We start from the raw sequence: 25754 nt of genomic DNA, 5'->3' as shown, positions 1-25754 counted from the left end.
ACGCGCGCGCGTCGCTGGGCAGACCGGCCGCGCGACCGGGCCGCGCGACCGGTTCGGGCTTGGGCCGCTCAGTCGGTCGGCCGGCACTGCACGTGACACTCACCTTGCCGTCCCTAGCCTGTATTCTCCGCCCGAGGCTCTATGACCGTATCGACCACGCAAGCGCCGGAAATCACCGCCGATGGCCAAGCGCCCTCGCGGCTACGCCTTTCCGGCTGCTGGACGCTCGAGCACGCGATCCGGATCTCCGAAGCCCTCAAGGGCGCGCCGGAAGGCGCCTGCGAAGTCGACGCCAGCGGGGTCGACCGGCTCGACTCGGTCGGCGTGCTGCAGCTGATGCGCTATGCGCGCCGGCACGAGCTCGATTTCGATACCGCCTTCACCTTCCACGACAGTCACCGCGCCCTGGTCAGCGCGATCGAGGACGTCGCCGACGAGCGCCCGAAGAAAAAGCGCGAGTACGGCTTCCAGGCCGCGCTCGCGCGCCTGGGCTTCGCGGTCACCGACAACTGGAAGGAAGTCTTGGCCCTGGTCGCCTTCTTCGGCGAAACCCTGGTCAAGATGCTGCGTCTGTTCAAGAACCCGGGTCGCTTCCGCCCGACCGCCACGGTCCACCACATGGAGCAGGTCGGCCTCGACGCTGTGCCGCTGATCGCGCTGCTGTGCTACCTCGTCGGCGCGGTCGTGGCCTTCCTCGGCTCGACCATCCTCAAGGACTTCGGCGCCACCATCTTCGTGGTCGAGCTGGTCAGCATCGCTTTCCTGCGCGAGTTCGGCGTGCTGCTGACCGCGATCGTGCTGGCCGGCCGCACCGCCAGCGCCTTCACCGCCCAGATCGGCGCGATGGTCAGCCGCGAAGAGGTCGACGCCATCCGCACCCTCGGCATGGACCCGATCGACCTGCTGGTGATCCCGCGCGTGCTCGCCCTGCTGGTGATGCTGCCGCTGCTGACCTTCATCGCGATGGTCGCCGGCCTGCTCGGCGGCCTCACCGTCGGCGCCTACGGCCTGGACATTCCGCCGCAGCAGTACCTGGCGCGCATGCACGACACCATGCAGTTGCGGCATTTCCTGGTCGGCCTGTCGAAGGCGCCGATCTTCGCCCTGCTGATCAGTCTGATCGGCTGCCTGGAAGGCCTGCAGGTCAAGGGCACCGCGCAGTCGGTCGGCGAACGCACCACCTCGAGCGTGGTCCAGGCGATCTCGCTGGTGATCGTGCTGGACGCCTTCTTCGCGATCTGGTTCATGGAGATGGGCTGGTGAGGCGGGAACAGGTGAAGCCGGGACTCGGGACTCGGGACTGGGGACTCGCAAAGCGGTTTGCGGGCGCGGGCGGGCACGACGCGGAGAAATGGCCGTGACGAGTCCCGAGTCCCAAGTCCCGAGTCCCGAGGGCGCCGGCGAAGCCGCCGACGCCCCCATCATCCGCATCCGCGGCCTGGTCAATCAGTTCGGCGAGCAGGTCGTCCACGACGGCCTCGACCTGGACGTGCGGCGCGGCGAGATCATCGGCGTGGTCGGCGGCTCGGGCACCGGCAAGTCGGTGATGATGCGGTCGATCCTCGGCCTGCGTAAGCCCGATGCCGGCGAGATCGAAGTGCTCGGCATCGACGCGCGCAACCCCGACCCGGGCTTGCGCCGCGAGATCGAGCGCAACACCGGCGTGCTGTTCCAGGACGGCGCGCTGTTCTCGTCGCTGACCGTCGGCGAAAACGTGCAGGTGCCGCTGAAGGAGTACCACAGCGATCTGCCCGACTCGCTGCGCTATGAACTCTCGCTGCTCAAGGTCAAGTTGGCCGGCCTGCCGGCCGATGCGATCAACAAGCTGCCTTCGCAGTTGTCGGGCGGCATGCGCAAGCGCGCCGGCCTGGCCCGCGCGCTGGCGCTGGACCCGCCGCTGCTGTTCCTCGACGAGCCCACCGCCGGCCTCGACCCGATCGGCGCGGCCGCGTTCGACCGCCTGATCCGCACCCTGCAGCAGGCGCTCGGCCTGACCGTGTTCCTGATCACCCACGACCTGGACACCCTGTACGCGATCTGCGACCGCATCGCCGTGCTCGCCGACAAGAAGGTCATCGCCTGCGCGCCGATCGCCGAGGTCGAACAACTCGACCACCCCTGGGTGCAGGAATATTTCCACGGCCCGCGCGCGCGCGCCGCGCAGGTCGCGCGCGACAAGAACCTCGCGGATGCGCCGCCTCGATGAACGCCTGGGGACTGCCGGCCGACGCGCCGTGGAGTGTGTCGTTGTGGGGGCTGCTATGCGCGGCCGCCGCCCTGCTGTGGTGGCCGAAGGCGCGCGCGGCGAGCCTGGTCCTGCTCGGCGCGGTGGTGGCCGGCGCACTGTGGCGCGGGCTGCTCGATCCCATCGCACTGGTCTCCTTCGCCCTGCTCGGCCTGGCCGCCTGGCTGGTGCGGGCGCCGCGCGGCAAGGGCTGGCGCATCGCCGGTCACGTGCTGTTCGTGCTGGTCGCCTTCGCCCTGGGCCTGCACCTGATGCCGGGCTTCCACAACCCGCAGCTTGTGAGCGATCTGCGGCTGACGCCCGACGCCGCGCCGATGTCGCTGTACTTCAATTTCGACAAGCCCCTGGCCGGGTTCTGGCTGCTGCTGTGCTGGCCGCTGCTGAAGCGCTTCGGCGAAGGAGAGCAACCGTTCGCGGCCTCGTTGTCGGCCGGGCTGATCGGCGCCGCCTTGGCCGCGCTGCTGTGCCTCGGCCTGGCGCTGGTCCTGGGCGTGGTCGCCTGGGCCCCGAAGTGGCCGGCCTTCGCCGCCTTGTGGGCGCTGAACAACCTGCTGCTGGTCGCGCTGGCCGAAGAGGCGATGTTCCGCGGCTACCTGCAGGAGGCCTTGCAGCGGCGCTGGCGCGAACTGCGGCATGGCGCGACCTACGCGACCGCGCTGTCGGCACTGGCGTTCGGCCTGGTCCACGCAGCCGGCGGCTGGCGCTGGGTGCTGCTGGCGAGCCTGGCCGGCCTGGCCTACGGTTGGGCCTATCGCAAGGGCGGCCTGTTCGGCGCCGTGCTCGCCCACTTCGGCCTCAACCTCGTTCATTTCACCGCTTTTAGCTATCCCATGCTGGCATGATGCCGGCCATGAAACACGGCAACGCCCCGTCGTTCAAAGGTGCCTGATGGAAACCAAGGCCAATTACGTCCTCATCGGTGCGTTCACGATCATCGTGACGCTGTTCCTGCTGCTGTTCGCTCTGTGGGCGGCCAAATACTCCTCGGAGAAGAGCTGGCGCGAATACGCGGTGATCTTCAACGAGCCGGTCACCGGCCTGTCGGAAGGCAGTACCGTGCAGTACAACGGCATCTCGGTCGGCACCGTGCAGCAACTGAGCCTGGCGCCGGACGACCCGCGCCGGGTCATCGCCAAGCTGCGCCTGCAGGCCGACGCGCCGATCAAGACCGACACCCGGGCCAAGCTGTCGATGACCGGCATCACCGGCAGCCCGATCATCCAGCTCACCGGCGGCAGTCCGAACAGCCCGGCGCTGGCCGACGCCGAGCGCAGCAGCGACATCCCGGTGATCCAGACCGAGGCCTCGGCGCTGCAGAACATCGCCGACACCGCCAACCGCCTGGTCGCGCGCATGGACCAGGTGCTCAGCGACCAGAACGTCAAGCACGTCTCGAACACCCTGGCCAACATCGAATCGCTGACCGGCTCGATCGCCGACCAGCGCGAAGACCTGCGCGCGCTGATCATCAACGCGCGCAAGTCCAGCGAGCAACTCAGCGCGACCCTCGACACCACCAACCGCGCGGTCGAGAGCGTCGACCGCGAACTGGTGAACAAGCTGCCGGGGTTGATCGCCAAGCTCGACAGCACCCTGACCAAGCTCGATTCGGCCGCGACCGGCGCCAACGGCATCCTCACCGACAACCGCGCCGCGATCAGCAGCTTCGCCAACGACGGCCTGGCCCAGCTCGGCCCGACCCTGAGCGAATTGCGTTCGCTGGTGCGCGACCTGCGCCGGATCAGCGACCGCCTCGACAACAACCCGACCCGCTATCTGCTGGGCCGCGATGCGGTCAAGGAATTCGAGCCCGAATGAGGCGCATGGCGAGCTCATCGGCACGGCAGCCGGCCGATCGGGCCGGCGAATGTATGGCCCCAGTTGCGAAGACCACCATGACCCACACGCCCCGATCCAACGACTCTTCGAGCAATTCCGCGTTCGCTCACCGCTTCGGTTGGATCCTCGCCGGCGCGACCGCATTGGCCCTGGCCGGTTGTTCGTCGATCCTCGGCGAAAAGCCGAAGAAGCCGACCACTCAGTACGCGCCCGACCCGCGCGTGCAGGCCGATCCGTCCTGGCCGAACGCGAACTGGCAATTGTCGCTGAGCACGCCCAACGCGGCGCGCATGATCGACAGCCTGCGCATCGCGGTGCGCCCGACCGGCAACGAGATCGAGGTCTACAAGGGCGCGGCCTGGGCCAAGCTGCCCAGCAGCATGATCGAGGACGCGTTGCTGCGTACCCTGGAGGACTCCGGCAAGATCGCCGCGGTCGCGCGCCAGGGCAGCGGCATCGGCGGCGAGTACAAGCTGGTGCTGGACATGCGCCGTTTCGAGTCCGACTACGGCCGGGGCGCGGCGGTGCCGTCGGCGACCATCGAGATCAACGCCAAGCTGATGCACAGCCCCGACCAGAAGGTCGTCGCCACGCATACCTTCCTGCAGGCGCAACCGGCCGCGACCACCGCGGTGCCCGACGTGGTCGACGCCTTCGAGCGCGCACTGGAAACCATCACCGGCGAGATCGCCGGCTGGACGCTGATCTCGGGCGACGCGCACGACCAGACCCACAAGCGCTGATCGAATCGCGGCCGCGTGGCCGCCTTGGCTCTAGGGCAGGAGCGGCGCAGGCCGCGTCCGCGCCGACTCGACGACGACGCCACCCGCCGTAAAACCAACTTCAAGCCCGCGGCCCGATCACCCGAAACGTCAGATTGATCCGCTCGCCCACCGGCCTCGCCGTGCGCGGCAACGCGTGGCGAAAATTCGCCTGGGTGGGGCCCGACATCACCAACAGACTGCCGTGCCCCAGTTCCAGTGCGCCTTTCAGCTCGGCGCGGCGCCGGTGCTTGAGCGCGAAGCGCCGTGTGGCCCCCAGGCTCAGGGACGCGATCACCGGCCTCGGCCCGAGCTCGCGCTCGTCGTCGCTGTGCCAGCCCATCGCATCGCGGCCGTCGCGATAACGATTGGCCAACACGCTGTTGAAACCGGCCCCGAGTTCGCGCGTCAGCCGCTCGCGGATCGGCGTCAACGCGGCGGGCCAGGGATGCGGACGGAAGTCGGCCCCGGAGTAGCGGTAGTGCGCGTCGGGGTCGCCGATCCAACTGCTGAGCCGCGGCGAATCGTGCTCGCGCCCGAATAACCGGATGCGATGCACCTCCCAGGGAACCTCGTCGAGCAGGGCGGCGCGCAGGGCATCGGCGGCGGCGCGTTCCAGCCAATGCGGATCGAAGGCCAGTTCGGCGTCTTCCAGAGGCAGGCGTTGCAGGGACATGGCGGCACGCTAGCACGCGTCGCGCGGGCCTCGCGATCCGGATCCTGCGCCGGCGCGGGCGCCGCCCGCCGGCCTCCATACGCCTGTCGCCGCGATCGTCCGGGATCGCGTCCGCAACGGCATCCAAAGCGTTTTAAACGCCGCGCGGAGGCGGCGCCGGTCCCGACGGATTTGGCGCTGCCGCCGCAAACCCGCGACAATAGGCGGATCGCACGCCAGAGTCCCGCCAGCATGAGCGAACAGCCGATCGATACGGTTCAGCCGTCCGACACGCCAGCCACCGAAATCGAACGCGACGTCATGGAGTACGACGTCGTCACCGTCGGCGCCGGCCCGGCCGGGCTGTCGTTCGCGATCCGGCTCAAGCAGCTCAACCCGGAGCTGTCGGTCTGCGTGATCGAGAAATCCAGCACCATCGGCGCGCACATCCTGTCCGGCGCGGTGATCGAGACCGGGCCGCTGGATGCGCTGCTGCCGAACTGGCGCGACAACCCGCCGCCGATCTGCGTGCCGGCCGCCGACGACGAGTTCTGGCTGCTCAGCAAGACCGGCGGCCGCAAGCTGCCGGTGCCGCCGGGCATGCACAACGAAGGCAACGTCATCGTCAGCCTCGGCGCGATGTGCGCCTGGCTCGCGCCGCAGGCCGAGGCCCTGGGCGTGGAGATCTACCCCGGCTTCGCCGCCGCCGAGACCCTGCACGATCCCGACGGCCGCGTCGCCGGCGTGCGCATCGGCGACATGGGCATCGCCAAGGACGGCAGCCACAAGCCCGGCTTCACCGCCGGCATCGACATCCGCGCCAAGGTCACCGTGTTCGCCGAAGGCGCGCGCGGCCATCTGACCAAGCGCCTGATCAAGCGCTTCAAGCTCGACGCCGACAGCGACCCGCAGGGTTATTCGATCGGCATCAAGGAGCTGTGGCAGGTGCCCGAAGACCGGGTCAGCCCCGGCAAGATCGTGCACAGCTTCGGCTGGCCGGCCGACAGCCACACCTACGGCGGCAGCTTCCTGTATCACCTCGACAAGGGCCGCATCGCGCTCGGCTACGTCAGCGGCCTGGATTACCGCGATCCCGACTACAAGCCCTGGGAAGCCTTCCAGCAGTGGAAGAACCATCCGATGGTCAAGCCGCTGCTCGAAGGCGGCACCATCGTCTCGGCCGGCGCCCGCGCCATCGTCACCGGCGGCTACCAGTCGCTGCCGAAAGTCGAAATGCCCGGCGCCCTGCTGATAGGCGACACTGCCGGCCTGCTCAACGTGCCCAAGGTCAAAGGCACCCACCAGGCGATCCGCTCCGGCATGCTCGCCGCCGAGCACCTCGCTCAGTCGCTGAGCAGCGAGGGCTTCGACGCCAAGCTGCGCGCCTCCGATGCGATGGCCGAGCTCAAGAAGGTCCGCAACATCAAGCCCGCGTTCAAGCGCGGCCTGTGGTTCGGCATGCTCAACGCCGCCTGGGAAACCGTCACCGGCGGACGCTCGCCGTGGACCCTGAAGAACAAGCCCGACTGGTCTTCGCTGCAGAAGCTCGGCGAGGCCGAACAGCCCAAGCGCGACTACGTCGACCGCAGCCTGGCCCCGCGCGACCGCCTGGCTTCGGTGTACTTCGCCGCGACCGAGCACGACGAAGACCAGCCCGTGCACCTCAAGGTCGCCGACACCAACATCTGCGTCACCCGGTGCGCCGAGGAATACGGCAATCCCTGCACGCGCTTCTGCCCGGCCGGCGTGTACGAGATCGTCGAGGAAGCCGGCGCCAAGCGCCTGCAGATCAACTCGGCGAACTGCGTGCACTGCAAGACCTGCGACATCAAGGACCCGTACGAAATCATCAACTGGGTCACCCCGGAAGGCGGCGCGGGGCCGAATTACCAGAATCTTTGAACGATTTCTCGTAGCGGTCGCCGGCGCCCAACCGGCGTTCGCAAACGCAGTTCCGCCGCTGGCCATCGCGCCGCGCGCGTGCGCTTCGCAGAGGCCGTGCGATGCCAGAGCAACCCGTGCTCGCGCATCGCTACGGTCTTGTCGGAGATGATCAGCCGCCGCGATCGGTCGCAACGACAAAACGCAGATGCGGCCGGCTCCCCGGGACACACGCCTGCGGCGGGACGACCGGAGTCCTGGAAGTGCCCGTTCCTCCCGGTCTCGGTCAAGCACGGCACAGCCTGCGCCGGACATCGCCAGGATCACCACCCAAGGCCATTTGTTCATCGCCTTTCTGCTTGTTTCTACGCGCGTCGGTGCATGGCCGACCGGAGCCCGGTCAACGCATCGGATGCAACTCCCAGCCGACCGGGTACTGGTGGTAGACGATGAAATCGAAGCCGTTCATCAGGGTATTTCTGCCGACATTGCGCTCGCCGACGCTGGTGCCGCCCTTGGGCACGTCCCAGATCACGTCGGCTTCGGCGACATGGCCCGGGCCGCGCACCACGCCCGCCAACTGATGCCCGGCGCGCAGCACCTGGCTCGGGTTGGCGGCGATGCGCGGGCCGTCCATGACCCAGCGGCTCAAGGTATCGCCGGCGGGATTGGCCCAATACATATCGTCGCGGCCGTCGCCGTTGTAGTCGCCCGTCGCGACGTAAGTCCACCCCGGATGCCCGGCGACCACCGCGCCGGTGAAGCGCATCGCATCGTTGACGTAGAGGTTGACGTTGGCGCCGTCGGCGTAGACCACATCGCTATAGCCGTCGCCGTTGAAATCGCCGATGCCCAGGATCTCCATCCAGCCCGGCATCGGCGCCACGGCCTGCTCGACGATGCGCTCCTCGCGCATCGCCCAGACCTTCATTTGCCCGGTGGTGAAGTTGCGCCACAGCAGGTCGTAACGCTCGTCGCGGTTGAAATCGCCGACTCCGACGATGTGCATACCCGGCTCGTAGCCGCCGACGATGCGCTGCTCGAAGCCCTCGCCCGCCGCCACCCACAACACCAGGAACCGGTCCAGGTCGCTGCGCCACAACACGTCGGCGCGACCGTCGCCGGTGAAGTCGCCGATGCCGGCGACCCGGTAGGCGGAGACCATGCCGAACGCCTGCGAGGACTCTTGCGGGCTCATGCCGCTCCAGTAGGCGAACAGCTGCTGCCCCTTGTTGCGCCAGAACAGCTCCGGATTACCGTCGCCGTCGGTGTCGTAGCGGGCGAAACCGCCGCGCGTCAGCTTGCGCCGGAACCGGCTCACGATCGGAATCGTCTGCTGCAGGGCCAGTACGTTGTCCGCTTCGACCGTGCCGCAGGGCGGCGGCGGGCCCTCGTCTCCGGCATAAGCGCAGGACCGGCGCGGGTTGGACAGCGTCTGCATCGGCCGGGTCGTGCTGGAGGCCGCCAGAGCAGTGTGGAACGTGGCGCCCACATAGTCGAACGAATACGGATAGGCGCCGTACTCGACGCTGCCGCCGGCGCTGGCGGTCGCCAGGTCGTGCTGAGCGCCGAGGCTGTGGGCGATCTGGTGCAGGAAATACATGTCCGAGCAACCCGAAGCGTTCTTGACCACCGAGTAGCCGTAGGCCGCGTCGCCGGCATCGATGCCCTTGAGGTTGGCGCCCAGCAACCAGGAGGCGCCGCAGCCCGGGGTAGCGACGCCGACCATGTCGCGCACCAGCACCGCCAGGTCGCCGCCGAACTGCTCGCGCGAAGCGCGCAGACCGGCGAAGGCCGGATCCGGCGCGACCGTCGGGCTGCCGGTCAGTTTCCGCAACGTGATCTGATCGTTGGCGTCGTTGACGTAGTAATCGACGTAAGTGGCATTGACCATGCGCAGACGCGTCTTGACGCCGCTGCTGCGCAGTATCGAATTGGCGAAGCTCATCATGTCGTTGAGGTGGGTCATGACCACAGAACGCGGCCCCTGCTCTGTGTAGCCCACCACCAGATCGACCAGACGCATCGCTGGGTCGGTATTGGCCGCGGCCGGCGCATCGGGAAGCTTGTCCGCAGCGACCGTCGGCGGGATCAGATAGTCCGGCGCGGCCGCGGCGGCGGCGGGTTGGGCCGCGGCGGGGTCGGCTTCCACCGCCCAGGCGGCGCCGTCGCGCGTGATCAGGCGCAAGGCGCTCTGGCCGGGTACGGCGAAGGTGCCGAACACTGCGTCGGCGCCGAAGGTGACGGTCGCGCGCTCGCCGGCGTTGCCGTTGGCGGCGCGGCCGACCCAGGTCCAATCGCCGTTGTCGTGCCGGACCTGTTCCTCGTACGCGTAGTCCAGAAGCTGCCCGGAAGGCGTGGTCAGGCGCAGGCGGCCGCCGGCCGTCGCGGCACGCGCATGCGCCTGGCTGATCCCGCCGATCCGATGCCAGACGAATCCGCTTTCGCGTCGCGCCGGCGTGGCGCGCGAGTACGACAGCAGTTCGCCGCGGTCGGCCAGCCCGGCCAAGCGGCTTCGCGCATCAGCGTACGCCGGTGGCGGCACCGATGCGGCCGTAGCGGCAGGCGCGGCGACCAACGACGCGTCTCCCGGCCGAGCCGCCGCGACGGGCGGGTTGGGCGCGGTGCAGGCGCCCGCCGCAAGCCCGAGCAACAGGGCGGCACCCAATTGGATTTTGCTGCGCATTGCTTGCTCCATTTCGTTGTCGCTCGATTGCGGCTGCGCTGGTCGCCGTACGGCGGCAAATTGTCTCAGCGCGGTTCCCAGCCAGACGGCAACGGCAAGCTATGGGTCGCGCCCGGCAAGTACGGGGCGTCAACCACGGTGATCTTCAAATTCGGCGACGACTCGGCGTTGTAGGCCGGCTCCAGCCAGATCAGCTCGGCGGACGGATTGCCACCGACGTGGCGCGCGGCGATGAAGCGCCGATCCGGATAGGTGGTCAGCGACGGGTTGCCGAGAATGCGGGCACCGTCCATGGTCCAGTAGCTGACCGCGGTACGGGCGCCGTTCTGCCAGATCAGGTCGTCGCGCCTGTCGTTGTTGAGATCGCCGCTGCCCAGGAAGGTCCAGCCTTGCGGCCGTGCGGAGATCCGTTGGCCGGCAAAACCAGCGCCGTTGTTGAGATACAGATTGACCTCGTTCGAATCGGCATAGATCGCGTCGCTGTACCCGTCGCCGTTGTAGTCGCCGATGCCCAGCACCTGGTACCACTGCGGCATCGCGGCGACGAAATGCGAACGGATCTGCGCGCCGTTCATGGTCCAGACCTTGAGCAACTCGGCGCCGTAGCTGCGCCACATCAGGTCCTGCTTCTCGTCGCCGTCGAAGTCGCCGATGCCGACGAAGCTCATGCCCGGCTCAAAGCCGCCGATCCCGCGCTGCTCGTAGCCGTTGTCCTTGGCCACCCACAGCACCAGGTACTTGTAGGCATCGCTCTTCCACAGCACGTCGCTGCGGCCGTCGCCGGTGAAGTCGCCGATGCCCGCCACGTCGTACTCGGCCTGCATGTAGAAGCCGGCAGAGCGTTGACTCGCTATAGGGTCGAGCCAGTAGGCGAATTCCTGCGTCCCGGGATTGCGCCAGTAAACATCGCCGGTGCCGCCGGCGTCGAAATCGCCGCTCACCACACCGCCGAGCACCTTGCGCGGACGGAAACTGGCGACGACCGGGATGGTCTGGCGCGCGGTACGCACGTTGTCGGCCTCGTTCGCCACCCCGAGCACGCAGGGCGAGGCGGGGTGACAGGTTAGGTCCGGGGTCGAATAGATATACGAATAGCTGGCGTCGACCTGGAACGGATACGCCATCGCAGTGCGGGTCTGGCCGTAACCCGGGTTGCCATGGACGTAGCCGAACGCGTACGGCGTCGCACCGTATTCCAACACCCCGCGCGGGCTCGCACTGGCGCGGTCGTGCTGCAGGCCGAAGCTGTGCCCGATCACGTGCGGTGCGGCGAACGGGTGGCAGTAAGGCATCGACTGCGCGCCGGTGTAGTTCCACACCAGATAGCCCAGGCCGGCATCGGAAGCGTCGATGCCTTTCAGGTTGCCGCCGATCAGCCACGACGCGCCGCAGGCCCGATCGGTCTGCAGGCCCTGGTTGCGCACCAGCAGAACCAGGTCGCCGCCGTAAGTGTCGCGCGCCTGGCGCAGCGCCGAGAACGCCGGCGCCACGGCCACGCCGTCGGCGCCGGTCATTTCGCGCAGGACCTGGAAATTGGCGTGGCTGTCCGGATACTCGACCTGCATCCTGTGGACGATGCGCACGCGGGCGTTGATCGTGCTGACGTACAAGGCGTTGTTGATCGTGGCCTGCACGTTGTACAGGTCCGACTCCGCGCGGGCGCGGTCCTCGAACACGCTCGCGTAGCCCGGGGTGTAGCCGATCACCAGATCGACGATGGCCTGTTGGTCCGCGGGCCCGCCGGCCGCTGTATCGGCCGGCCGGTCGATCGGCGGCATCAGATAATCGGTTTCGAAGCTGACCGCGTCCGCGAGCGTTGCTGCGGGGCCGAGGGCCTGCGCGCGCCCGACCCAAGTGCGCCCCTCGAACGTGGCCAGTTGCCATGCCGAGCCGTCCGCTTCCGCGACGGTGCCTGTCGCGCCGTAGGGGCCGAACACCAACAGCGCGCGCGCATCCGCCGGAGCGCTTTCGGCGTGCCCGATCCAGCTCCAATGATCGCCGTCGCTGCGCTGATGCTCGAAGCGGAACGGCAGGCTGCGCCCGTCCGGCGTCGGCACGCTCAGCCGTCCTTGGGTCTGCGCGGCAGCCAGCGCATGGCGTCGGCTCAGCGTCACCGCATGCCACTGCATGGCCCCGACCCGGCGCGGCGCTACGCTGCGGTCGTAGGCCCACAACTGTCCTTCCGGTACGGCCCGCGACGCAGCCGGCGCGGCCGCAGCCGCGGTCCTGCCTGCGCGCCCGCCTTCGCGCTCCTGTCCTGCGCGCTGAGCCTGCTGGGGCTGGCACGCCGCCAGCAAGACCACGGACGCCCACATCCACTGTTTCATTTGCTTTCCCCCAAGGTGTCGGTTGGCGCGACCGGCGACGGTCGGCGCGGCGCTTATCTGATTTCCCAGCCGCGCGGATAACTCGCGTAGCGCGAGTCGTCGTTGACCGGCGAATGCATGCGCAGGTAACGCGGCCCCGAGGGCGCGTCCTCGGCCGCATCGTCCCAAAGCAACTCCATCCCGGAGCGACCGAAGAGGTGGCTCATCCCGGCCAGACGTTCATAGGATTCGGTGCGCAGGCTGGGATTGCCGACGATGCGCGCTCCGTCGAGGCGCCAATAGCTCAGCGTGCCCAGCGCCGGATTGATCCAGGACATGTCGTCGCGACCGTCGGAGTCCAGATCGCCGCTGCCGGCATACGTCCAGCCCCCGGGCCGACCGGCCACTCTGGCGCCCGAGAACGAGACGCCGTCGTTCATGTACAGGTTCACGCTCGCCGAATCGGCATAGACGATATCGCTGCGGCCGTCGCCGGCGAAATCGCCGATGCCGAGGATCTCGTACCAGCCGGGCATCGTCGCGTTGCGCGTGGATGCGATCTGCTCGCCGCGCATCAGCCACAGTTTGAGCTCGCCGGTGGCATGGCTGCGCCAAGCGATGTCGTAACGCTCGTCGCCGTCGAAGTCGCCGACGCCGACGAAGCTCATGCCCGGCTCGAAGCCGCCGATCGCGCGCTGCTCGTACCCATCGCCCTGGGCCGCCCACAGCACCAGGTAATGATCCGGATCGCTCTTCCACAGCACATCACTGCGGCCGTCGCCGGTGAAGTCGGCCACGGCGGCCACGTCGTAGGGCGCGACCATGAAGAATCCGCGGCCGGCGCTGGGTTCGGCGTACGGCCAGATGGCGAATTCCTGACTGGCCAGATTGCGCCAGTACAGTTCGGCGCCGCCGCTCATGTCGAAATCGCCGACCACGCTGCCGCCCGGCACGCGCTTGGGACGGAAGCTGCTCAGCACCGGAAAGGTTTGCCGCGCCGCGCGGCGGTTGTCGGCCTGATCCTGCACGCCGCACACCTGTCCGTAGCATTTACGCTCGGGCGTCGAAAGCATGCTTCGGTGCTGGGGCGTTTCGACCGGGTACGCCATAACCGTGCGGATCGCGTTCGGATCGGTCGCCGGCCCGGAAACGTAGCCGAAGGCGTACGGAAAGGCGCCGTACTCCAACGTGCCGTTCGGGCTGGCGCTGGCACGGTCGTGCTGCAGCCCCAAGGCATGGCCGAACTGGTGCGCGGCGCTGTATTCGGTACAGAAATAGCGGCCCAGGTCCCAGTCGAACACCGCGTAACCCAACCCCGAGGACGCACGCGCGTACGGCGTCAGCCCGCCGCCGATCATCCAGGACGCGCCGCAACGGCCGCCCTGCGGGCCGTCGTATTTGCGCACTAGGTAGACCATGTCACCGCCGTAGGCGTCGCGCGCGCGGCGCACCTCGGTGAAGGCCGGGTGCGCCGGCACGCCGTCGGCACCGGTCAGCTCGCGCAGGGCCTGCAGGTCGTCGGTGTCGTCGGGATAATCGACCTGGACCGCATGAACGATGCGCACCCTTGCGTTAATGCCCATGGACAGCGCCGCGTTGATGCCGCCGAACAAGGTGTCTAGGCGCAGGGCCAGACCATAGTCCCCACCGCCGCCGGGCTGATCGAAACGCGCCTGGAAGCCCTTGGTGTAGGCGACCACGATGTCCGCACCGGCGCGCTCGTCCTGTTCGGAGCCAACACCGGGATCGGCCGGCAGCGCGGCCGGCGGCATCAGGTAGTCGACCTGCGACTGCGCCGCCGACGTGGCCACTGCCGCGGCCCGCGGCGGGTCGGGCTCGATCAGCCAGGTGCCGTCGCGTTCGGTCGCCAGGTGCAGGGTCGTGCCGCCAGGACGATCGACACTGCCGGAGATGCGGCTGCCGTCGAAGGACACCACCGCCCGCCCCGGCTGCCGACCGTCGCTGCGCCCGGTCCAGATCCGCGCCCCGGACAGATCGCCGGTCCACGCGCCGGTGGAGCGGAACGCCAGGACCTCGCCGTCGGGCGTGCGCAGCCGCAGACGGCCCTGCGGCCGGGCCGCGATCGTCAATTGGGCCGAATCCAGGCGCACCGGCCACCAGGTGGCGGCGCCGCGCCGCTGTGACTTCGCCCCCGGCTCGATCCGGATCGGCTCGGCCGCGGCAGCCGTCAGCGGTATGGGGATGGAGATGGGGATGGGCGGCCGTGCCTGCGGCGCGACCGCCATCGGCACATGCGCGCGAGCACTATCGGAAAAGCCAGCGTCCAAGCTTGGCGGCACGGTCTGCGTGCACGCCGAGGCCAGGGCAGCCGCCCCGACCAGTATCCATTTGCGCATGTGCGGCCCCCTCGGTGCGCCAATGGTGGCATGCGTCACGGATTGACTTCAATCTGTTCCAGGTTGCACGTAGACAAAATACGAAGGCCGCCCTTCGGCGGCCTTCGAAAACCCTGTTGCGCTTGCGGGTGGGCTCAGCGCCGCATCTGCCAACCGGCCGGGTAAGCATTGCTGTAGCGCTGACTGCCCCCGGTCAAATCGATATTGACCTTGAGCTGCGCTGCCGCATCCCAGATCAGGTCGGCGCGGCCATCGCCATTGACGTCGCGCGCGGCGAAGAAGGTTTCTCCAGCCCGCCCTGCCACCGTGGGATTAGCGACGATCGACGCTCCGTTCATGACCCAATAGCTCAGCACGTTCTGTCCTGGATTGAGCCAGACCATATCGTCGCGACCGTCGCCGTTGATATCCGCGCTGTCGACATAGCTCCAACCCGCAGGACGTCCGCCGACGGTCTGCCCGGCGAAGTAATTGCCTCTACTGAAGTAAAGGCTGGTCTGCGCATCGTCGGCATAGACTACATCGGAGCGGCCGTCTCCATCGAAGTCGCCGACGCCCAGGATCTGGAACCACGACGGCATGGGCGCGTCCCATTTCGACGCGACCTGATTGGCCTGCATCAGCCAAACCCGCAGGCGGCTGCCGGCAAGCGAGCGCCAAATCAGATCGTGCCGTCCATCGCCGTTGACGTCGCCGCCTCCGACCAACGCCATATCCGGCTCGAACCCACCGACCACCTGTTGCGTGTAGCCGCCGCCCGAACTGAGCCAGAGTACGAGGAACCGCTCAGCCTCGTTCTTCCACAGCACATCGACGCGGCCGTCGCCGTTGAAGTCGCCGACGGCTCCGACATCGTAGGAAGAGACCATGTCGAAGCCGGCCGCGCTCGCGAAGCCCTGCAAAGCATCGGACGAACCGGCCAGCCAATGCGCGAACTGATGCGCGGAAGCATTGCGCCACAGCAAGTCGGCCCAGCCATCCCCGTTAACGTCGCCGCGCACCCTGAATGCCGGCACTGCCGTCGCCCGGAACGTCGCGATGATGGGCATTGTCTGACTAAGAGTCAGCGCCGTATCGGCTTGGCCGCCGATGCCGCACGCGAAACCGCCGCAGCTGGTGATCCGCGGATTCGAGAAGACCCGATAAGAGGTCTGGCCCGGATCGCCGTACGCCATGATGTCGTAGAAATTACCGCTGCCGGCGCCGGCCTTGTAGCCGAACGAGTACGCGTAAGCGCCGTACTGCAGGCTGCCGCCCGAGGAGGCCGTCGCGCGATCGTGCTGCGCGCCCATATTATGGCCCAACTCGTGCGCGAAGGTTTCGTCGCGGCAGAAATAGGTCGTGCCGCCGTCGTTCTGGCGCCCATCGCTGACCACCGAATAGCCGTTTGGCGCCGACGACGTGGTGATCGGTTGCTGGCCGCCGCCGAGCAGCCAGGCGATGCCGCAACCGTCCTGCGCAGTGCGATCGTACTTGCGCACGAACGAGACCAGATCGGCGCCGTATTGCTCGCGCGCCGCCCGCAATGCATTGAAGGCCGGATCGACCGGCGTCGTGCGCGTGCCGGTCATTTTCTCCAGGACGCCGCCGTTGTCGGAGTCGTCCGGATAGTTGACCTGCATGGCATGAACCATGCGGATGCGCGAAGTGATCTGGCTGTTGACGTACGCCTGGTTAGTGACCTCGACCAGATAGTTGAGCCGGGTGACGGCCTGCGACGGACCACCCAGACTGGCGGCGAATCCGTTGCTGTAGCCGACCAGGACATCGACCAAGGCTTGACCGTCGGCGGCAACGGCTAAGGTACCGACCGAGACACTCGCCGGCCCGGCGGTCGACGCGTTCGCCGCTGCGCTAGGTATCAAATAATCGTCGCCGTGATCGGAGCCGAACGAATTTTCGAGCAGCGCCAGCTTGCTGGGATCGGTTTCGACCAGCCACGACTTGCCATCGCGCAAGGTCAACTTCAGCGCCGGCTTGCGGGGCTGTGCGATGCTACCGAATACGGCGCGTTCGCCGAAGGTGATGATGGCTTCCTGGGCGAGACCACCGCGATCGATGCGTCCGACCCAGGTCCAGTCGCCGCTGGGATGCTCGACATGGCGCTCGTAACGGAAGTCGAGCTTTTCGCCGGACGGCGTGGTGATGCGCAAGTACCCGCCAATGGTTGCGGCCAGGGCGTGCTCTTCGCTCAACTCGACGCGATGCCAGGTATAGGCGCCTTCGGAAAGAATGGGTTGTCTGGCCGGGTAAGAGGTCAGGTTGCCGCGGTCGGGAAGTCGTGCGAACCCGCTGGCGGCGATGCGGCGCGTCGCAAGGCGTGCCGATACCGGATCTGCGAACGGACTCAATACCGAACCCATGCTCGCGGACGGTGCCGCGAACCCGTTCCCATGCGTGCTTGCAGCCAAGGAACGACCGGAGTCGGACGACGTGCAACCGGCCACGAACAGGACCAGCATCCCCAGGAAAGCCAAATTGCGCATAGCGACCAGCCGAATAAAAGCAGCGCCGCATCCTGACTGCGCGGCGCAGATACTTCAATGGCCGTCCAAACGATACCCAAATTTAATTGAGATTAGCGTCACGCTTTTCTGGCAGATCCCGGGTTAACGCACCCGGCGATACCGCCGTTACGCCATTCAGGCGGTCAATAGCGGCACCCCGGTCTTGGCGCGCAGTTCGGCTTCGTTCACTCCGGGAGCGGTCTCCACCAACACCAGACCCCGTTCGGTGACGTCCATGACGGCCAGCTCGGTAATGATGCGATTGACCACGCCCAGGCCGGTCAGCGGCAACGTGCATTCGGGCAGGATCTTGTGCTCGCCGTTCTTCGCGCTGTGCTCCATCAGCACCACCACGCGCTTGACGCCGGCGACCAGGTCCATCGCGCCGCCCATGCCCTTGACCATCTTGCCGGGCACCATCCAGTTGGCCAGGTCGCCCTTGTCGGTAACCTGCATCGCACCGAGGATCGCCAGGTCGATATGCCCGCCGCGGATCATCGCGAAGCTGTCGTGGCTGCCGAAATAGCTGGCGCCCTGGCGCGCAGTCACGGTCTGCTTGCCGGCGTTGATGAGGTCGGCGTCGATCTCGCCTTCGGTCGGAAACGGACCGATGCCGAGCAGGCCGTTCTCGGACTGCAGCCACACGTCCATGCCGTCGGGAATGAAGTTGGCGACCAGGGTCGGCAAGCCGATGCCGAGGTTGACGTAGGCGCCATCGGTGAGTTCCTGCGCGGCGCGCTGCGCCATTTCATCGCGGGTCCAGGACATAGGGTTGTTCTCTGTATTGACGGTAAGCCGGCGCTGGAAGGCGGCGGCGAGACTTTCAGCGTGGTCCAGGAACGAGTGGGGAGGTACTAGAACTAGAACTAGAACTAGAAACTTAGCAGTTCCGGACGACCTTCGACTCGTTGCGGGTTCCTCTGCACTCGTTTCCTGCTGCGATTACGAGGGCCTGCTCAGCCGGCCCGCACCGTCCGCTGCTCGATGCGCTTCTCCGGGGCCGCATTGACCACGATGCGGTCGACGTAGATGCCCGGCAGGTGCACGTGATCGGGATCGATCGCGCCGACCTCGACCAGTTCCTCGACTTCGGCGATGCAGACCTTGCCGGCCATCGCGCAGGCGGGGTTGAAGTTGCGCGCGGTCTTGCGGAACACCAGGTTGCCGGCCTTGTCGGCCTTCCACGCCTTGACCAGCGACACATCGGCCTTGAGCGCGGTTTCCATGACGTAGTGGTGGCCGTCGAACTCGCGCGTTTCCTTGCCTTCGGCCACGACCGTGCCGTAGCCGGTGCGGGTGAAGAAGGCCGGGATGCCGGCGCCGCCGGCGCGCAGGCGCTCGGCCAGGGTGCCTTGCGGATTGAATTCGAGCTCGAGCTCGCCGGACAGGAACTGGCGTTCGAACTCCTTGTTCTCGCCGACGTAGGACGAGATCATTTTCTTGATCTGGCGCGTTTCCAGCAGCAGGCCCAGGCCGAAACCGTCGACGCCGGCGTTGTTGGAGATCGCGGTGATGCCCTTGACGCCGCTGTCGCGCAGCGCGCCGATCAGGGCCTCGGGGATGCCGCACAGGCCGAAGCCGCCGACGGCCAGGGTCTGCCCGTCCGCCACCACGTCCTGCAGGGCTTGTTTCGCACTGGGGTACAGCTTGCTCTTCGCGGCGCCGGCGGGCGTCGCGGCGATGGCCTCGGCCATGGGACAACTCCTTTGCGGGATGGGCGCAGTTTAGCCTGCGCCCGGAGCGGGACCTAGCGGACTTTCGGGCAATACCGCGACAATGCCCCGATCGCGTGCCGACGCTAGACTTGCGATATGAGCCGACTCGCCCTGGTCACCGCCATCGCCGCCGCCGGGCAGGACGACGACCTGTCGCCCCTGCTCCAGGCCTGCACCGCACGCGGCATCGCCGCCGAGATCCGCGCCTGGGACGACCCCAGCGTGGCCTGGGCACGATACGACGCCGTACTGCTGCGCTCGCCCTGGGACTACACCGAACGCCTCGACGAGTTCCTGGCCTGGTGCGCAAGCGTCGACGCCGACACGCGCCTGCTCAATCCCTGGCCGGTGGTGCGCTGGAACACCGACAAGCATTATCTGGCAGACCTCGCAGCGCGCGGCGTGCCGGTGGTGCCGAGCGCCTTCGTCGAACCCGACATGGACCCGTTGCCGGCGCTGCAGGAGTTTCTCGCCGCCTATCCGCACGCCGATGAGTTCGTGGTCAAGCCGGCGATCAGCGCCGGCTCGCGCGACACCCAGCGTTATGCGCGCGCGCAGGAGTTCGCCGCGGCCAACCACGTCGCGCGCCTGCTAGATCAGGGCCGCAGCGCGATGCTGCAACCCTATCTGGCCTCGGTCGATCGCGACGGCGAGACCGCGCTGATCCATTTCAACGGGGTGTTCAGCCACGCCATCCGCAAGGGCGCGATGCTGCAACGCGAGGATGCGCTGAATCTGCGCGCGGTCGAGCGCATCGCCGCGCGCGAGGCCGGCGACGACGAACGCAGGGTCGCCCTGCATGCCTTGACCGCGATGACCGCACGGCTCGATCTGGAAGAGCCTCTTCCGTACGCGCGCGTCGACCTGATCCGCGACGGCGACGGCCAGCCGCAATTGCTGGAACTGGAACTGTGCGAGCCCTCGCTGTTCTTCGCCCATGCCGAAGGCAGTGCCGCGCGCTTCGCGGCAGTGCTGGCCGAATTACTGGCGACGATGCAGGTCGATTGAGACGCAGGTCGACCGAGCCGTTCGCGGCGTAGTGGCGAGCGTCGGCACGGGCTCGCGTCGAGGAAGCCTTGAAGAAAAAACCGGCCTCGCGGCCGGTTTTTTCGTGCGCGATCGCGACCTGGAGGTTCAGGAGCGCCCGTACACGTCCTCGAGCCGGACGATGTCGTCTTCGCCCAGGTACGCGCCCGACTGCACCTCGATCAACTCGACCGGTTCGGTGCCGTTGTTGCGCAGGCGGTGGACGCTGCCGAGCGGGATATAGGTGCTCTGGTTTTCGTGCAGGTCGAACACCCGCTCGTCGCAGGTCACCTCGGCCACCCCGGACACCACGATCCAGTGCTCGGCGCGCTTGTGGTGCTTTTGCAGGCTCAATGCCGCGCCCGGCTTGACCACGATGCGCTTGACCTGGAAGCGCGGCCCGACGTCGATCGAGTCGTAGTAGCCCCAGGGCCGATAGACCTTGCGATGGAACAGATGCTCCTGGCGTCCGGCCTTTTTCAGGCGATCGACGATGGTCTTGACGTCCTGCACCCGGTCCTTGCGCGCGACCAGGGTGGCGTCGGGCGTATCGACGATGACCAGGTCCTCGACCCCGATCGTGGCGATCAGGCGCCGCTCCGAAGCGCGCACCAGGCTGTCGCGCGTATCCAGGGAGATGACGTCGCCTTCGTAGCGGTTGCCGTCTTCGTCGCGCTCGGCCACCGACCACAGTGACGACCAGGAACCGATGTCGCTCCAGCCGCAGCTGACCGGCACCACCGCGGCGCGATCGGTCTTTTCCATCACCGCGTAGTCGATCGAATCGCTGGGGCTGGCGGCGAACGCCTCCTTGCCGACGCGGATGAAGTCGAGGTCGCTTTGCGCGGCCGCATAAGCGGCGGTCGCGGCGGCGTGGATCTGCGGCGCGAAACGCGCGAGTTCTTCGAGATAGCGCTCGGCCTTGAACAGGAACATGCCCGAGTTCCACGAATACGTGCCCTCGGCCAAGTAGGTTTGCGCCGTGGCCAGGGCCGGCTTTTCCACGAAACGAGCGACCCGATAGCCGTCCTCGCCGAGCGCTTCGCCGCGCGCGATATAGCCGTAGCCGGTTTCCGGATAGTCCGGCTGGATCCCGAAGGTCACCAGCCAGCCCTGCCCGGCCAGCACCGCCGCGCGTTCCACGGCGGCCCGGAAAGCCGACTCGTCCTCGATCAGGTGATCGGCCGGCAGCACCAGCATCACGGCCTCGGGATGGCGGGCGAGCAGATGCAATGCGGCCAGCGCGATCGCCGGCGCGGTGTTTCGCGCGATGGGTTCGAGCAGGATGCCGCCGCTGCCCACGCCGACGCCTTGCAACTGCTCTCCGACCATGAAGCGGTGGCCCTCGGCGCAGACCGTTACCGGCAAGCCCGCCTGCGGCAGTGCGCAGGCGCGCAGCACCGTTTCCTGGAACAGCGAACGATCGCCGATCAACGACAGAAACTGCTTGGGCTGGTTCTCGCGCGACAGCGGCCACAGGCGCGAACCGCTGCCGCCGCTCAATACGACAGGATGCAGCATCCCGGCTCCGAAAGACTGGGGATGGGCAAGAATAGCCCGGCCGGGCGGCTGGAGGCTTCATGTATCGACACCGCGCCCCGTCGGCACGCCGGGCGGCGGCCTTAGAATCCTCATGACGGCCCATCGGACACTCTAGCGTGCCGATGGCGACTTCGCTCAAGCAAGGACAGGCCCGTGGCTTCCGACCCGAACGAGGCAGTTACCGGCGCTCTGCGCCTCCGGGTTTCGGGCGGAGTCGAGATCCAGGCCACCGCGTTCGGCGCGCACGCCGTGTCCTGGCGATGCCAGGGCCGCGAGCGCCTTTACCTCAGCCCTCGCGCCAGCTTCGGTGCCGGCAAGGCGATCCGAGGCGGCATTCCAGTGATCTTTCCGCAATTCGGCGGACGCGGCAGCGGGCCGCGCCATGGATTTGCCCGCACTCGCCTATGGGAATCGATCCCCACCCCACCGACGGGTCCGGGCTTGGCCTTCGGTCTGCGCGACGACGACGAGACTCGCCTGCATTGGCCGCATCGGTTCGAAGCCGAGCTGGCTTTGCAACCCGGCGGCGACCGGCTGCGCATCGCCCTGACGGTCCGCAATGTCGACAATGCCGCTTTCGAATTCACGGTCGCGCTGCACACCTACCTGCGTGTGGCCGATATCGCGGGCACGCTGATCCATGGCCTGGAAGACCGGCCATACCTGGATTCGGCGGACGGCGGCAGACGGGTCGAGGCGACCGACGCCCCGGTGCGCTTCGAGGGCGAGGTCGACCGTATTTACATGGAGGCGCGCAAGCCGTTACGCGTCACCGACGGCGACCAGCTGTTGCGCCTGGAAAGCACGGGCTTTGCCGACATCGTGGTGTGGAACCCAGGCGCCGTGCTGGCGTCCAGCCTGGACGACCTAGGCGAGGATCAATATCGGCGGTTCATCTGCGTCGAAGCCGGCAACGTCGTGAGCCCGGTCCGACTGGAGCCACGAACCGTTTGGACGGGCGTGCAGACCCTGGTCGTGGAGACGCGGGCGGGAATCTGACCGAGCCTCGCAATCCATCCCAAGGCTGCCTGTAAGGTATGGTCAGCCAGGGGCGGACAGGTGTGGAATGCCGTTCGTTCAGCATCTTTCGACGATCGGCTTCGTTGAGCCGAGTGCGCCTCCCACACGCATGGCTTCGATTGGGCATATCGTCAAGCCGCAGCCTCCCGAAACTTCGGCCGGCAGGCCGTCCGACAACCGTCCGTGCCCTGCCGCGCCGACCCACCCGCCTGCGCGACACCCCCGTCTCCGCTAGAATTGGCGGTTCTCGGCCGCTCCCGGCCCAGCACCCCCACAAGGAATCCCCGCACGATGAAGATCCTCGTCGGTTACAAGCGCGTGGTGGACTACAACGTCCGCATTCAGGTCAAGCCGGATGGCTCCGGCGTGGTCACCGACGGCGTCAAGCTGTCGGCCAATCCGTTCGACGAAATCGCCCTGGAAGAAGCCCTGCGCCTGCGCGACAAGGGCATCGCCACCGAGGTCGTGGTCGCGACGATCGCCCCGGCCGACGCCCAGGCGCATCTGCGCAACGGCTTGGCCATGGGCGCGAACCGCGCCGTGCACGTGGTCTCGGACCAGCCGATCCAGCCGCTGACCGCCGCGCGCGCCCTGCTCAAGCTGATCGAGAAGGAACAGCCGGACATCGTCATCCTCGGCAAGCAGGCCATCGACGACGACGCCAACCAGACCGGCCAGATGCTGGCCACGCTGTGGGGCCGCCCGCAGGCGACCTTCGCTTCCAAGCTCGAAGTCGAAGGCGGCAAGGCCACGGTGACGCGCGAAGTCGACGCCGGCCTGGAAACGCTGGAAGTCGACCTGCCGGCGGTGGTCACCACCGACCTGCGCCTCAACGAGCCGCGCTTCATCAAGCTGCCGGACATCATGAAGGCCAAGAGCAAGCCGCTGGAGACCATCGCGTTCGCCGATCTCGGCGTCGACACCGGCGATACGCTCAAGACCACCCATTACGCACCGCCGCCGAAGCGCAGCAAGGGCGTGATGGTCAAGGACGCGGCCGAACTGGTCGCCGCACTCAAGGCTAAGGGGTTGCTGTGATGAGCAAGGTTCTGATCGTCGCCGAACATCTCAACGGCAAGCTCAACGCGTCCACCGCCAAGTGCGTGTCGGCCGCGCAGGCGCTGAAGCCGGACGCCATCGACATCGTCGTGCTCGCCGCCGACCCGGCCGCGGTCGCCGCCGAAGCCGCGCAGATCGCCGGCGTCGCCAAGGTGCTGACCGTCGCCAATGCCGCCAACGCCGACGCGATCGCGCAGGTGCTCGCACCGCAGCTCGCCGCGCTGGCCAAAGGCTACAGCCACGTGTTCGGCCCCAGCACCACCTTCGGCAAGGACCTCATGCCCTGCGTCGCCGCCCTGCTCGGCGTCGCCCAGGTCTCCGACGTCATGGCCGTCGAAGGCAGCCACACCTTCAAGCGCCCGATCTACGCCGGCAACGCCATCGTCACCGTCGAAGCGCCCGCCGACCACACCGTGGTCGCCACCGTGCGTACCGCCTCGTGGCCGGAAGCGGCAAAGGGCGGCGGCGCCGCAGTCGAAGCCGCCACGGTCGACGCGACCCTGCCGACCCACACCCGCCATAAAGGCCTGGCCGCGGGCAAGTCCGACCGTCCCGACCTGCAGAGCGCCAAGCGCGTCGTTTCCGGCGGCCGCGGCGTGGGCTCGGCCGAGAACTTCAAGATCATCTTCGACTTCGCCGACAAGCTCGGCGCCGCGGTCGGCGCCTCGCGCGCCGCGGTCGACGCCGGCTACGTGCCCAACGAGATGCAGGTCGGCCAGACCGGCAAGATCATTTCGCCCGAGCTCTATGTCGCCATCGGCATCAGCGGCGCGATCCAGCACCTGACCGGCATCAAGGACGCCGGCACCATCGTCGCGATCAACAAGGACGGCGAGGCGCCGATCTTCGAGATCGCCGACATCGGCCTGGTAGGAGATCTATTCACACTGCTTCCGCAACTATCCAACGAACTTAAATAAGCCCGATCCGCGGTTAATAGGTCGGCCGAGCGCTTCACTCGGCCTTCACGGCAAGTCTCCGCATTACTGGCGAAAGTCGTTCCGCATTTTTCTTCATAATGCGGGGACCTTGCGACCCATCGAGGGATCGACAGCTCGATGGGCAACTCACATTCACAAAATGGCATCCGGAATATAAGCATGGGGCGAGTCAACAATTTCGATGCCGTACGATTGCTGGCTGCTGCGGTCGTCATTTTCGGGCACGCGCATCCGCTGACCAACACGCCCAGTCCAACCTTGTTCGCCAACTCCGTGCAGGCGTTGGCGGTCAAGATATTTTTTGTGATCAGCGGATACCTGATCTATACTAGTTGGACCCTCGAGCCCTCGCTCACACGCTATCTGCGCAAGCGCAGCTTGCGCATATTTCCGGCTCTGATCGCCATTTGCATAGCGTCCGCCCTATTCCTGGGGCCGGCACTGTCTACCCTGCCCGTGGGCGAGTATCTCTCCAACCCAGGCACATACTCTTACTTCAAGAATATTTTTCTGAAACCGGTGTACGACCTGCCGGGTTTGTTCGCGGACAACACTTATCCCGTCGCGGTGAACGGTTCGCTTTGGAGCCTGCCGATCGAATTCGCGATGTATCTGGCGCTGCCGCTGATCTGCACGCTCGGCGTCTTGCTGAGGTCCAGGTGGTTCATGGGTGCCGCCACATTGGTCCTATGCGCAACGAGCATCTACTTCGTGCGCCTGCATACCCCTGAAAGTCATCCGGTCTTCTACGGCAGCGATTTGATCAGCGCTTTGGATGTCGCCCCATACTTCATGCTAGGCGCCTTCGTCGCTCACATGAAGTGGGAACGCTTTCTCGATCCAAGCCTGGCTTTGTTCATCATAGGCGTAGTCGCGCTGGTCCCGCCCAGCAACGCCTGGGCGCTCGAAGCGACGCTATACCTCGTCCTTCCCGTTGCAGTGCTGTCGCTCGCCCTCGCCGCGCATCCTCTGTTGTCGCGCGCCGGCCGCTTCGGCGATTTTTCATACGGGTTGTATCTTTACGGTTTTGTCGTGCAGCAGACCGTCAACCACTTGGCCGGCAACAGGCTTAGCGCTATGGAGAACGCCCTGATCAGCCTCCCCGTTGCGTTGGCATGCGCAGCCGTTTCCTGGCACTTCATCGAAAAACCGATGCTTGCGCTCAAAAACAAGAAAGCAGTCGCGAAACTCGTTCCCAGCACATCGGAGTAAGC

Annotated in this window: 19 protein-coding genes; 11 read left to right on the top strand and 8 right to left on the bottom strand. The window is 67.1% G+C overall.

Going from position 1 to position 25754, the window contains the following annotated elements:
• Positions 1-141: 141 nt before the first annotated feature.
• The 5 genes from AC6CH2_RS20965 (at position 142) to AC6CH2_RS20945 (ending at position 4827) form a co-directional block, all read left to right on the top strand.
• Entirely contained in the window at positions 142-1263 is a 1122-nt protein-coding gene (locus AC6CH2_RS20965) for an ABC transporter permease (protein ID WP_435394400.1), read from the top strand.
• Positions 1264-1357: 94 nt separating this feature from the next.
• The gene (locus AC6CH2_RS20960) at positions 1358-2206 is read left to right on the top strand and encodes an ABC transporter ATP-binding protein (protein ID WP_498270902.1); all 849 of its coding nucleotides are present in this window, start codon (positions 1358-1360) and stop codon (positions 2204-2206) included.
• Positions 2203-3087: a CPBP family intramembrane glutamic endopeptidase gene (locus AC6CH2_RS20955; RefSeq protein WP_498270901.1), complete on the top strand. Its 885-nt coding sequence runs from the start codon at positions 2203-2205 to the stop codon at positions 3085-3087. Before AC6CH2_RS20960 ends, AC6CH2_RS20955 begins: the two co-directional genes overlap by 4 nt.
• A 46-nt stretch (positions 3088-3133) precedes the next feature.
• Positions 3134-4063 carry an MlaD family protein gene (locus AC6CH2_RS20950; RefSeq protein WP_498270900.1) on the top strand — a complete coding sequence of 310 codons (930 nt, stop codon included), beginning with the start codon at positions 3134-3136 and terminating at the stop codon, positions 4061-4063.
• 77 nt (positions 4064-4140) lie between these two features.
• Positions 4141-4827: an ABC-type transport auxiliary lipoprotein family protein gene (locus AC6CH2_RS20945; protein WP_498270899.1), complete on the top strand. Its 687-nt coding sequence runs from the start codon at positions 4141-4143 to the stop codon at positions 4825-4827.
• Positions 4828-4927: 100 nt separating this feature from the next.
• On the opposite strand, the gene AC6CH2_RS20940 is transcribed toward AC6CH2_RS20945, so the two are convergent.
• Positions 4928-5521 carry an alpha-ketoglutarate-dependent dioxygenase AlkB family protein gene (locus AC6CH2_RS20940; RefSeq protein WP_498270898.1) on the bottom strand — a complete coding sequence of 198 codons (594 nt, stop codon included), beginning with the start codon at positions 5519-5521 and terminating at the stop codon, positions 4928-4930.
• 231 nt (positions 5522-5752) lie between these two features.
• Between AC6CH2_RS20940 and AC6CH2_RS20935 the strand changes: the two genes are divergently transcribed.
• Entirely contained in the window at positions 5753-7402 is a 1650-nt protein-coding gene (locus tag AC6CH2_RS20935) for an electron transfer flavoprotein-ubiquinone oxidoreductase (RefSeq protein ID WP_498270897.1), read from the top strand.
• Positions 7403-7781: 379 nt separating this feature from the next.
• On the opposite strand, the gene AC6CH2_RS20930 is transcribed toward AC6CH2_RS20935, so the two are convergent.
• The 6 genes from AC6CH2_RS20930 to AC6CH2_RS20905 form a co-directional block, all read right to left on the bottom strand.
• The gene (locus AC6CH2_RS20930) at positions 7782-9890 is read right to left on the bottom strand and encodes an FG-GAP-like repeat-containing protein (RefSeq protein WP_498270896.1); all 2109 of its coding nucleotides are present in this window, start codon (positions 9888-9890) and stop codon (positions 7782-7784) included.
• Positions 9891-10132: 242 nt separating this feature from the next.
• On the bottom strand, positions 10133-12241 hold the full coding sequence (locus AC6CH2_RS20925; RefSeq protein WP_498270895.1) for a reprolysin-like metallopeptidase: 2109 nt from the start codon (positions 12239-12241) through the stop codon (positions 10133-10135).
• Between the two features lie 206 nt (positions 12242-12447).
• Entirely contained in the window at positions 12448-14463 is a 2016-nt protein-coding gene (locus AC6CH2_RS20920) for a reprolysin-like metallopeptidase (protein WP_498270894.1), read from the bottom strand.
• A 401-nt stretch (positions 14464-14864) separates the two neighbouring features.
• Positions 14865-17216 (bottom strand): reprolysin-like metallopeptidase, encoded by a 2352-nt coding sequence (locus AC6CH2_RS20915; RefSeq protein ID WP_498270893.1) that lies wholly within the window; start codon positions 17214-17216, stop codon positions 14865-14867.
• Positions 17217-17372: 156 nt separating this feature from the next.
• Complete coding sequence (locus AC6CH2_RS20910) at positions 17373-18005, bottom strand: CoA transferase subunit B (protein WP_498270892.1); 633 nt, start codon at positions 18003-18005, stop codon at positions 17373-17375.
• Between the two features lie 188 nt (positions 18006-18193).
• Positions 18194-18931 (bottom strand): CoA transferase subunit A, encoded by a 738-nt coding sequence (locus AC6CH2_RS20905; protein WP_435394409.1) that lies wholly within the window; start codon positions 18929-18931, stop codon positions 18194-18196.
• A gap of 117 nt (positions 18932-19048) precedes the next feature.
• Here AC6CH2_RS20905 and dcsG point away from each other — a divergent pair, with 117 nt between their 5' ends.
• Positions 19049-19960, top strand: coding sequence for a D-cycloserine synthetase (gene dcsG / locus AC6CH2_RS20900; RefSeq protein ID WP_498270891.1), 912 nt, complete (start codon positions 19049-19051; stop codon positions 19958-19960).
• 126 nt (positions 19961-20086) lie between these two features.
• Here the strand turns inward: dcsG and AC6CH2_RS20895 are convergent, their stop codons facing one another.
• Entirely contained in the window at positions 20087-21499 is a 1413-nt protein-coding gene (locus tag AC6CH2_RS20895; RefSeq protein WP_435394411.1) for a mannose-1-phosphate guanylyltransferase/mannose-6-phosphate isomerase, read from the bottom strand.
• A 174-nt stretch (positions 21500-21673) separates the two neighbouring features.
• Here AC6CH2_RS20895 and AC6CH2_RS20890 point away from each other — a divergent pair, with 174 nt between their 5' ends.
• From AC6CH2_RS20890 to AC6CH2_RS20875, 4 genes are all read left to right on the top strand, one after another.
• Positions 21674-22519, top strand: a complete 846-nt coding sequence (locus AC6CH2_RS20890) for a D-hexose-6-phosphate mutarotase (RefSeq protein WP_498270890.1) — start codon at positions 21674-21676, stop codon at positions 22517-22519.
• A gap of 312 nt (positions 22520-22831) precedes the next feature.
• Positions 22832-23578, top strand: a complete 747-nt coding sequence (locus AC6CH2_RS20885; protein WP_498270889.1) for an electron transfer flavoprotein subunit beta/FixA family protein — start codon at positions 22832-22834, stop codon at positions 23576-23578.
• Entirely contained in the window at positions 23578-24519 is a 942-nt protein-coding gene (locus AC6CH2_RS20880; protein ID WP_498270888.1) for an electron transfer flavoprotein subunit alpha/FixB family protein, read from the top strand. The genes AC6CH2_RS20885 and AC6CH2_RS20880 overlap by 1 nt, the downstream gene beginning before the upstream one ends.
• A gap of 180 nt (positions 24520-24699) precedes the next feature.
• Positions 24700-25752, top strand: a complete 1053-nt coding sequence (locus AC6CH2_RS20875) for an acyltransferase family protein (RefSeq protein WP_498270887.1) — start codon at positions 24700-24702, stop codon at positions 25750-25752.
• Positions 25753-25754: the final 2 nt, after the last annotated feature.

The sequence above is a fragment of the Lysobacter sp. GQ73 genome, from assembly GCF_059758755.1.
The sequence above is the reverse complement of the archived record's forward strand: the minus strand, read 5'-3'. Positions and strand labels throughout refer to the sequence as shown.

What these genes read in the sequence shown, in the direction of transcription:
- AC6CH2_RS20885 (WP_498270889.1), top strand. Translation starts at nt 22,832, where the DNA reads ATGAAGATCCTCGTCGGTTACAAGCGCGTGGTGGACTACAACGTCCGC.
- AC6CH2_RS20910 (WP_498270892.1), bottom strand. Translation starts at nt 18,005, where the DNA reads ATGTCCTGGACCCGCGATGAAATGGCGCAGCGCGCCGCGCAGGAACTC.
- AC6CH2_RS20915 (WP_498270893.1), bottom strand. Translation starts at nt 17,216, where the DNA reads ATGCGCAATTTGGCTTTCCTGGGGATGCTGGTCCTGTTCGTGGCCGGT.
- AC6CH2_RS20945 (WP_498270899.1), top strand. Translation starts at nt 4,141, where the DNA reads ATGACCCACACGCCCCGATCCAACGACTCTTCGAGCAATTCCGCGTTC.
- dcsG (WP_498270891.1), top strand. Translation starts at nt 19,049, where the DNA reads ATGAGCCGACTCGCCCTGGTCACCGCCATCGCCGCCGCCGGGCAGGAC.
- AC6CH2_RS20935 (WP_498270897.1), top strand. Translation starts at nt 5,753, where the DNA reads ATGAGCGAACAGCCGATCGATACGGTTCAGCCGTCCGACACGCCAGCC.
- AC6CH2_RS20965 (WP_435394400.1), top strand. Translation starts at nt 142, where the DNA reads ATGACCGTATCGACCACGCAAGCGCCGGAAATCACCGCCGATGGCCAA.
- AC6CH2_RS20950 (WP_498270900.1), top strand. Translation starts at nt 3,134, where the DNA reads ATGGAAACCAAGGCCAATTACGTCCTCATCGGTGCGTTCACGATCATC.
- AC6CH2_RS20955 (WP_498270901.1), top strand. Translation starts at nt 2,203, where the DNA reads ATGAACGCCTGGGGACTGCCGGCCGACGCGCCGTGGAGTGTGTCGTTG.
- AC6CH2_RS20880 (WP_498270888.1), top strand. Translation starts at nt 23,578, where the DNA reads ATGAGCAAGGTTCTGATCGTCGCCGAACATCTCAACGGCAAGCTCAAC.
- AC6CH2_RS20875 (WP_498270887.1), top strand. Translation starts at nt 24,700, where the DNA reads ATGGGGCGAGTCAACAATTTCGATGCCGTACGATTGCTGGCTGCTGCG.
- AC6CH2_RS20940 (WP_498270898.1), bottom strand. Translation starts at nt 5,521, where the DNA reads ATGTCCCTGCAACGCCTGCCTCTGGAAGACGCCGAACTGGCCTTCGAT.
- AC6CH2_RS20905 (WP_435394409.1), bottom strand. Translation starts at nt 18,931, where the DNA reads ATGGCCGAGGCCATCGCCGCGACGCCCGCCGGCGCCGCGAAGAGCAAG.
- AC6CH2_RS20895 (WP_435394411.1), bottom strand. Translation starts at nt 21,499, where the DNA reads ATGCTGCATCCTGTCGTATTGAGCGGCGGCAGCGGTTCGCGCCTGTGG.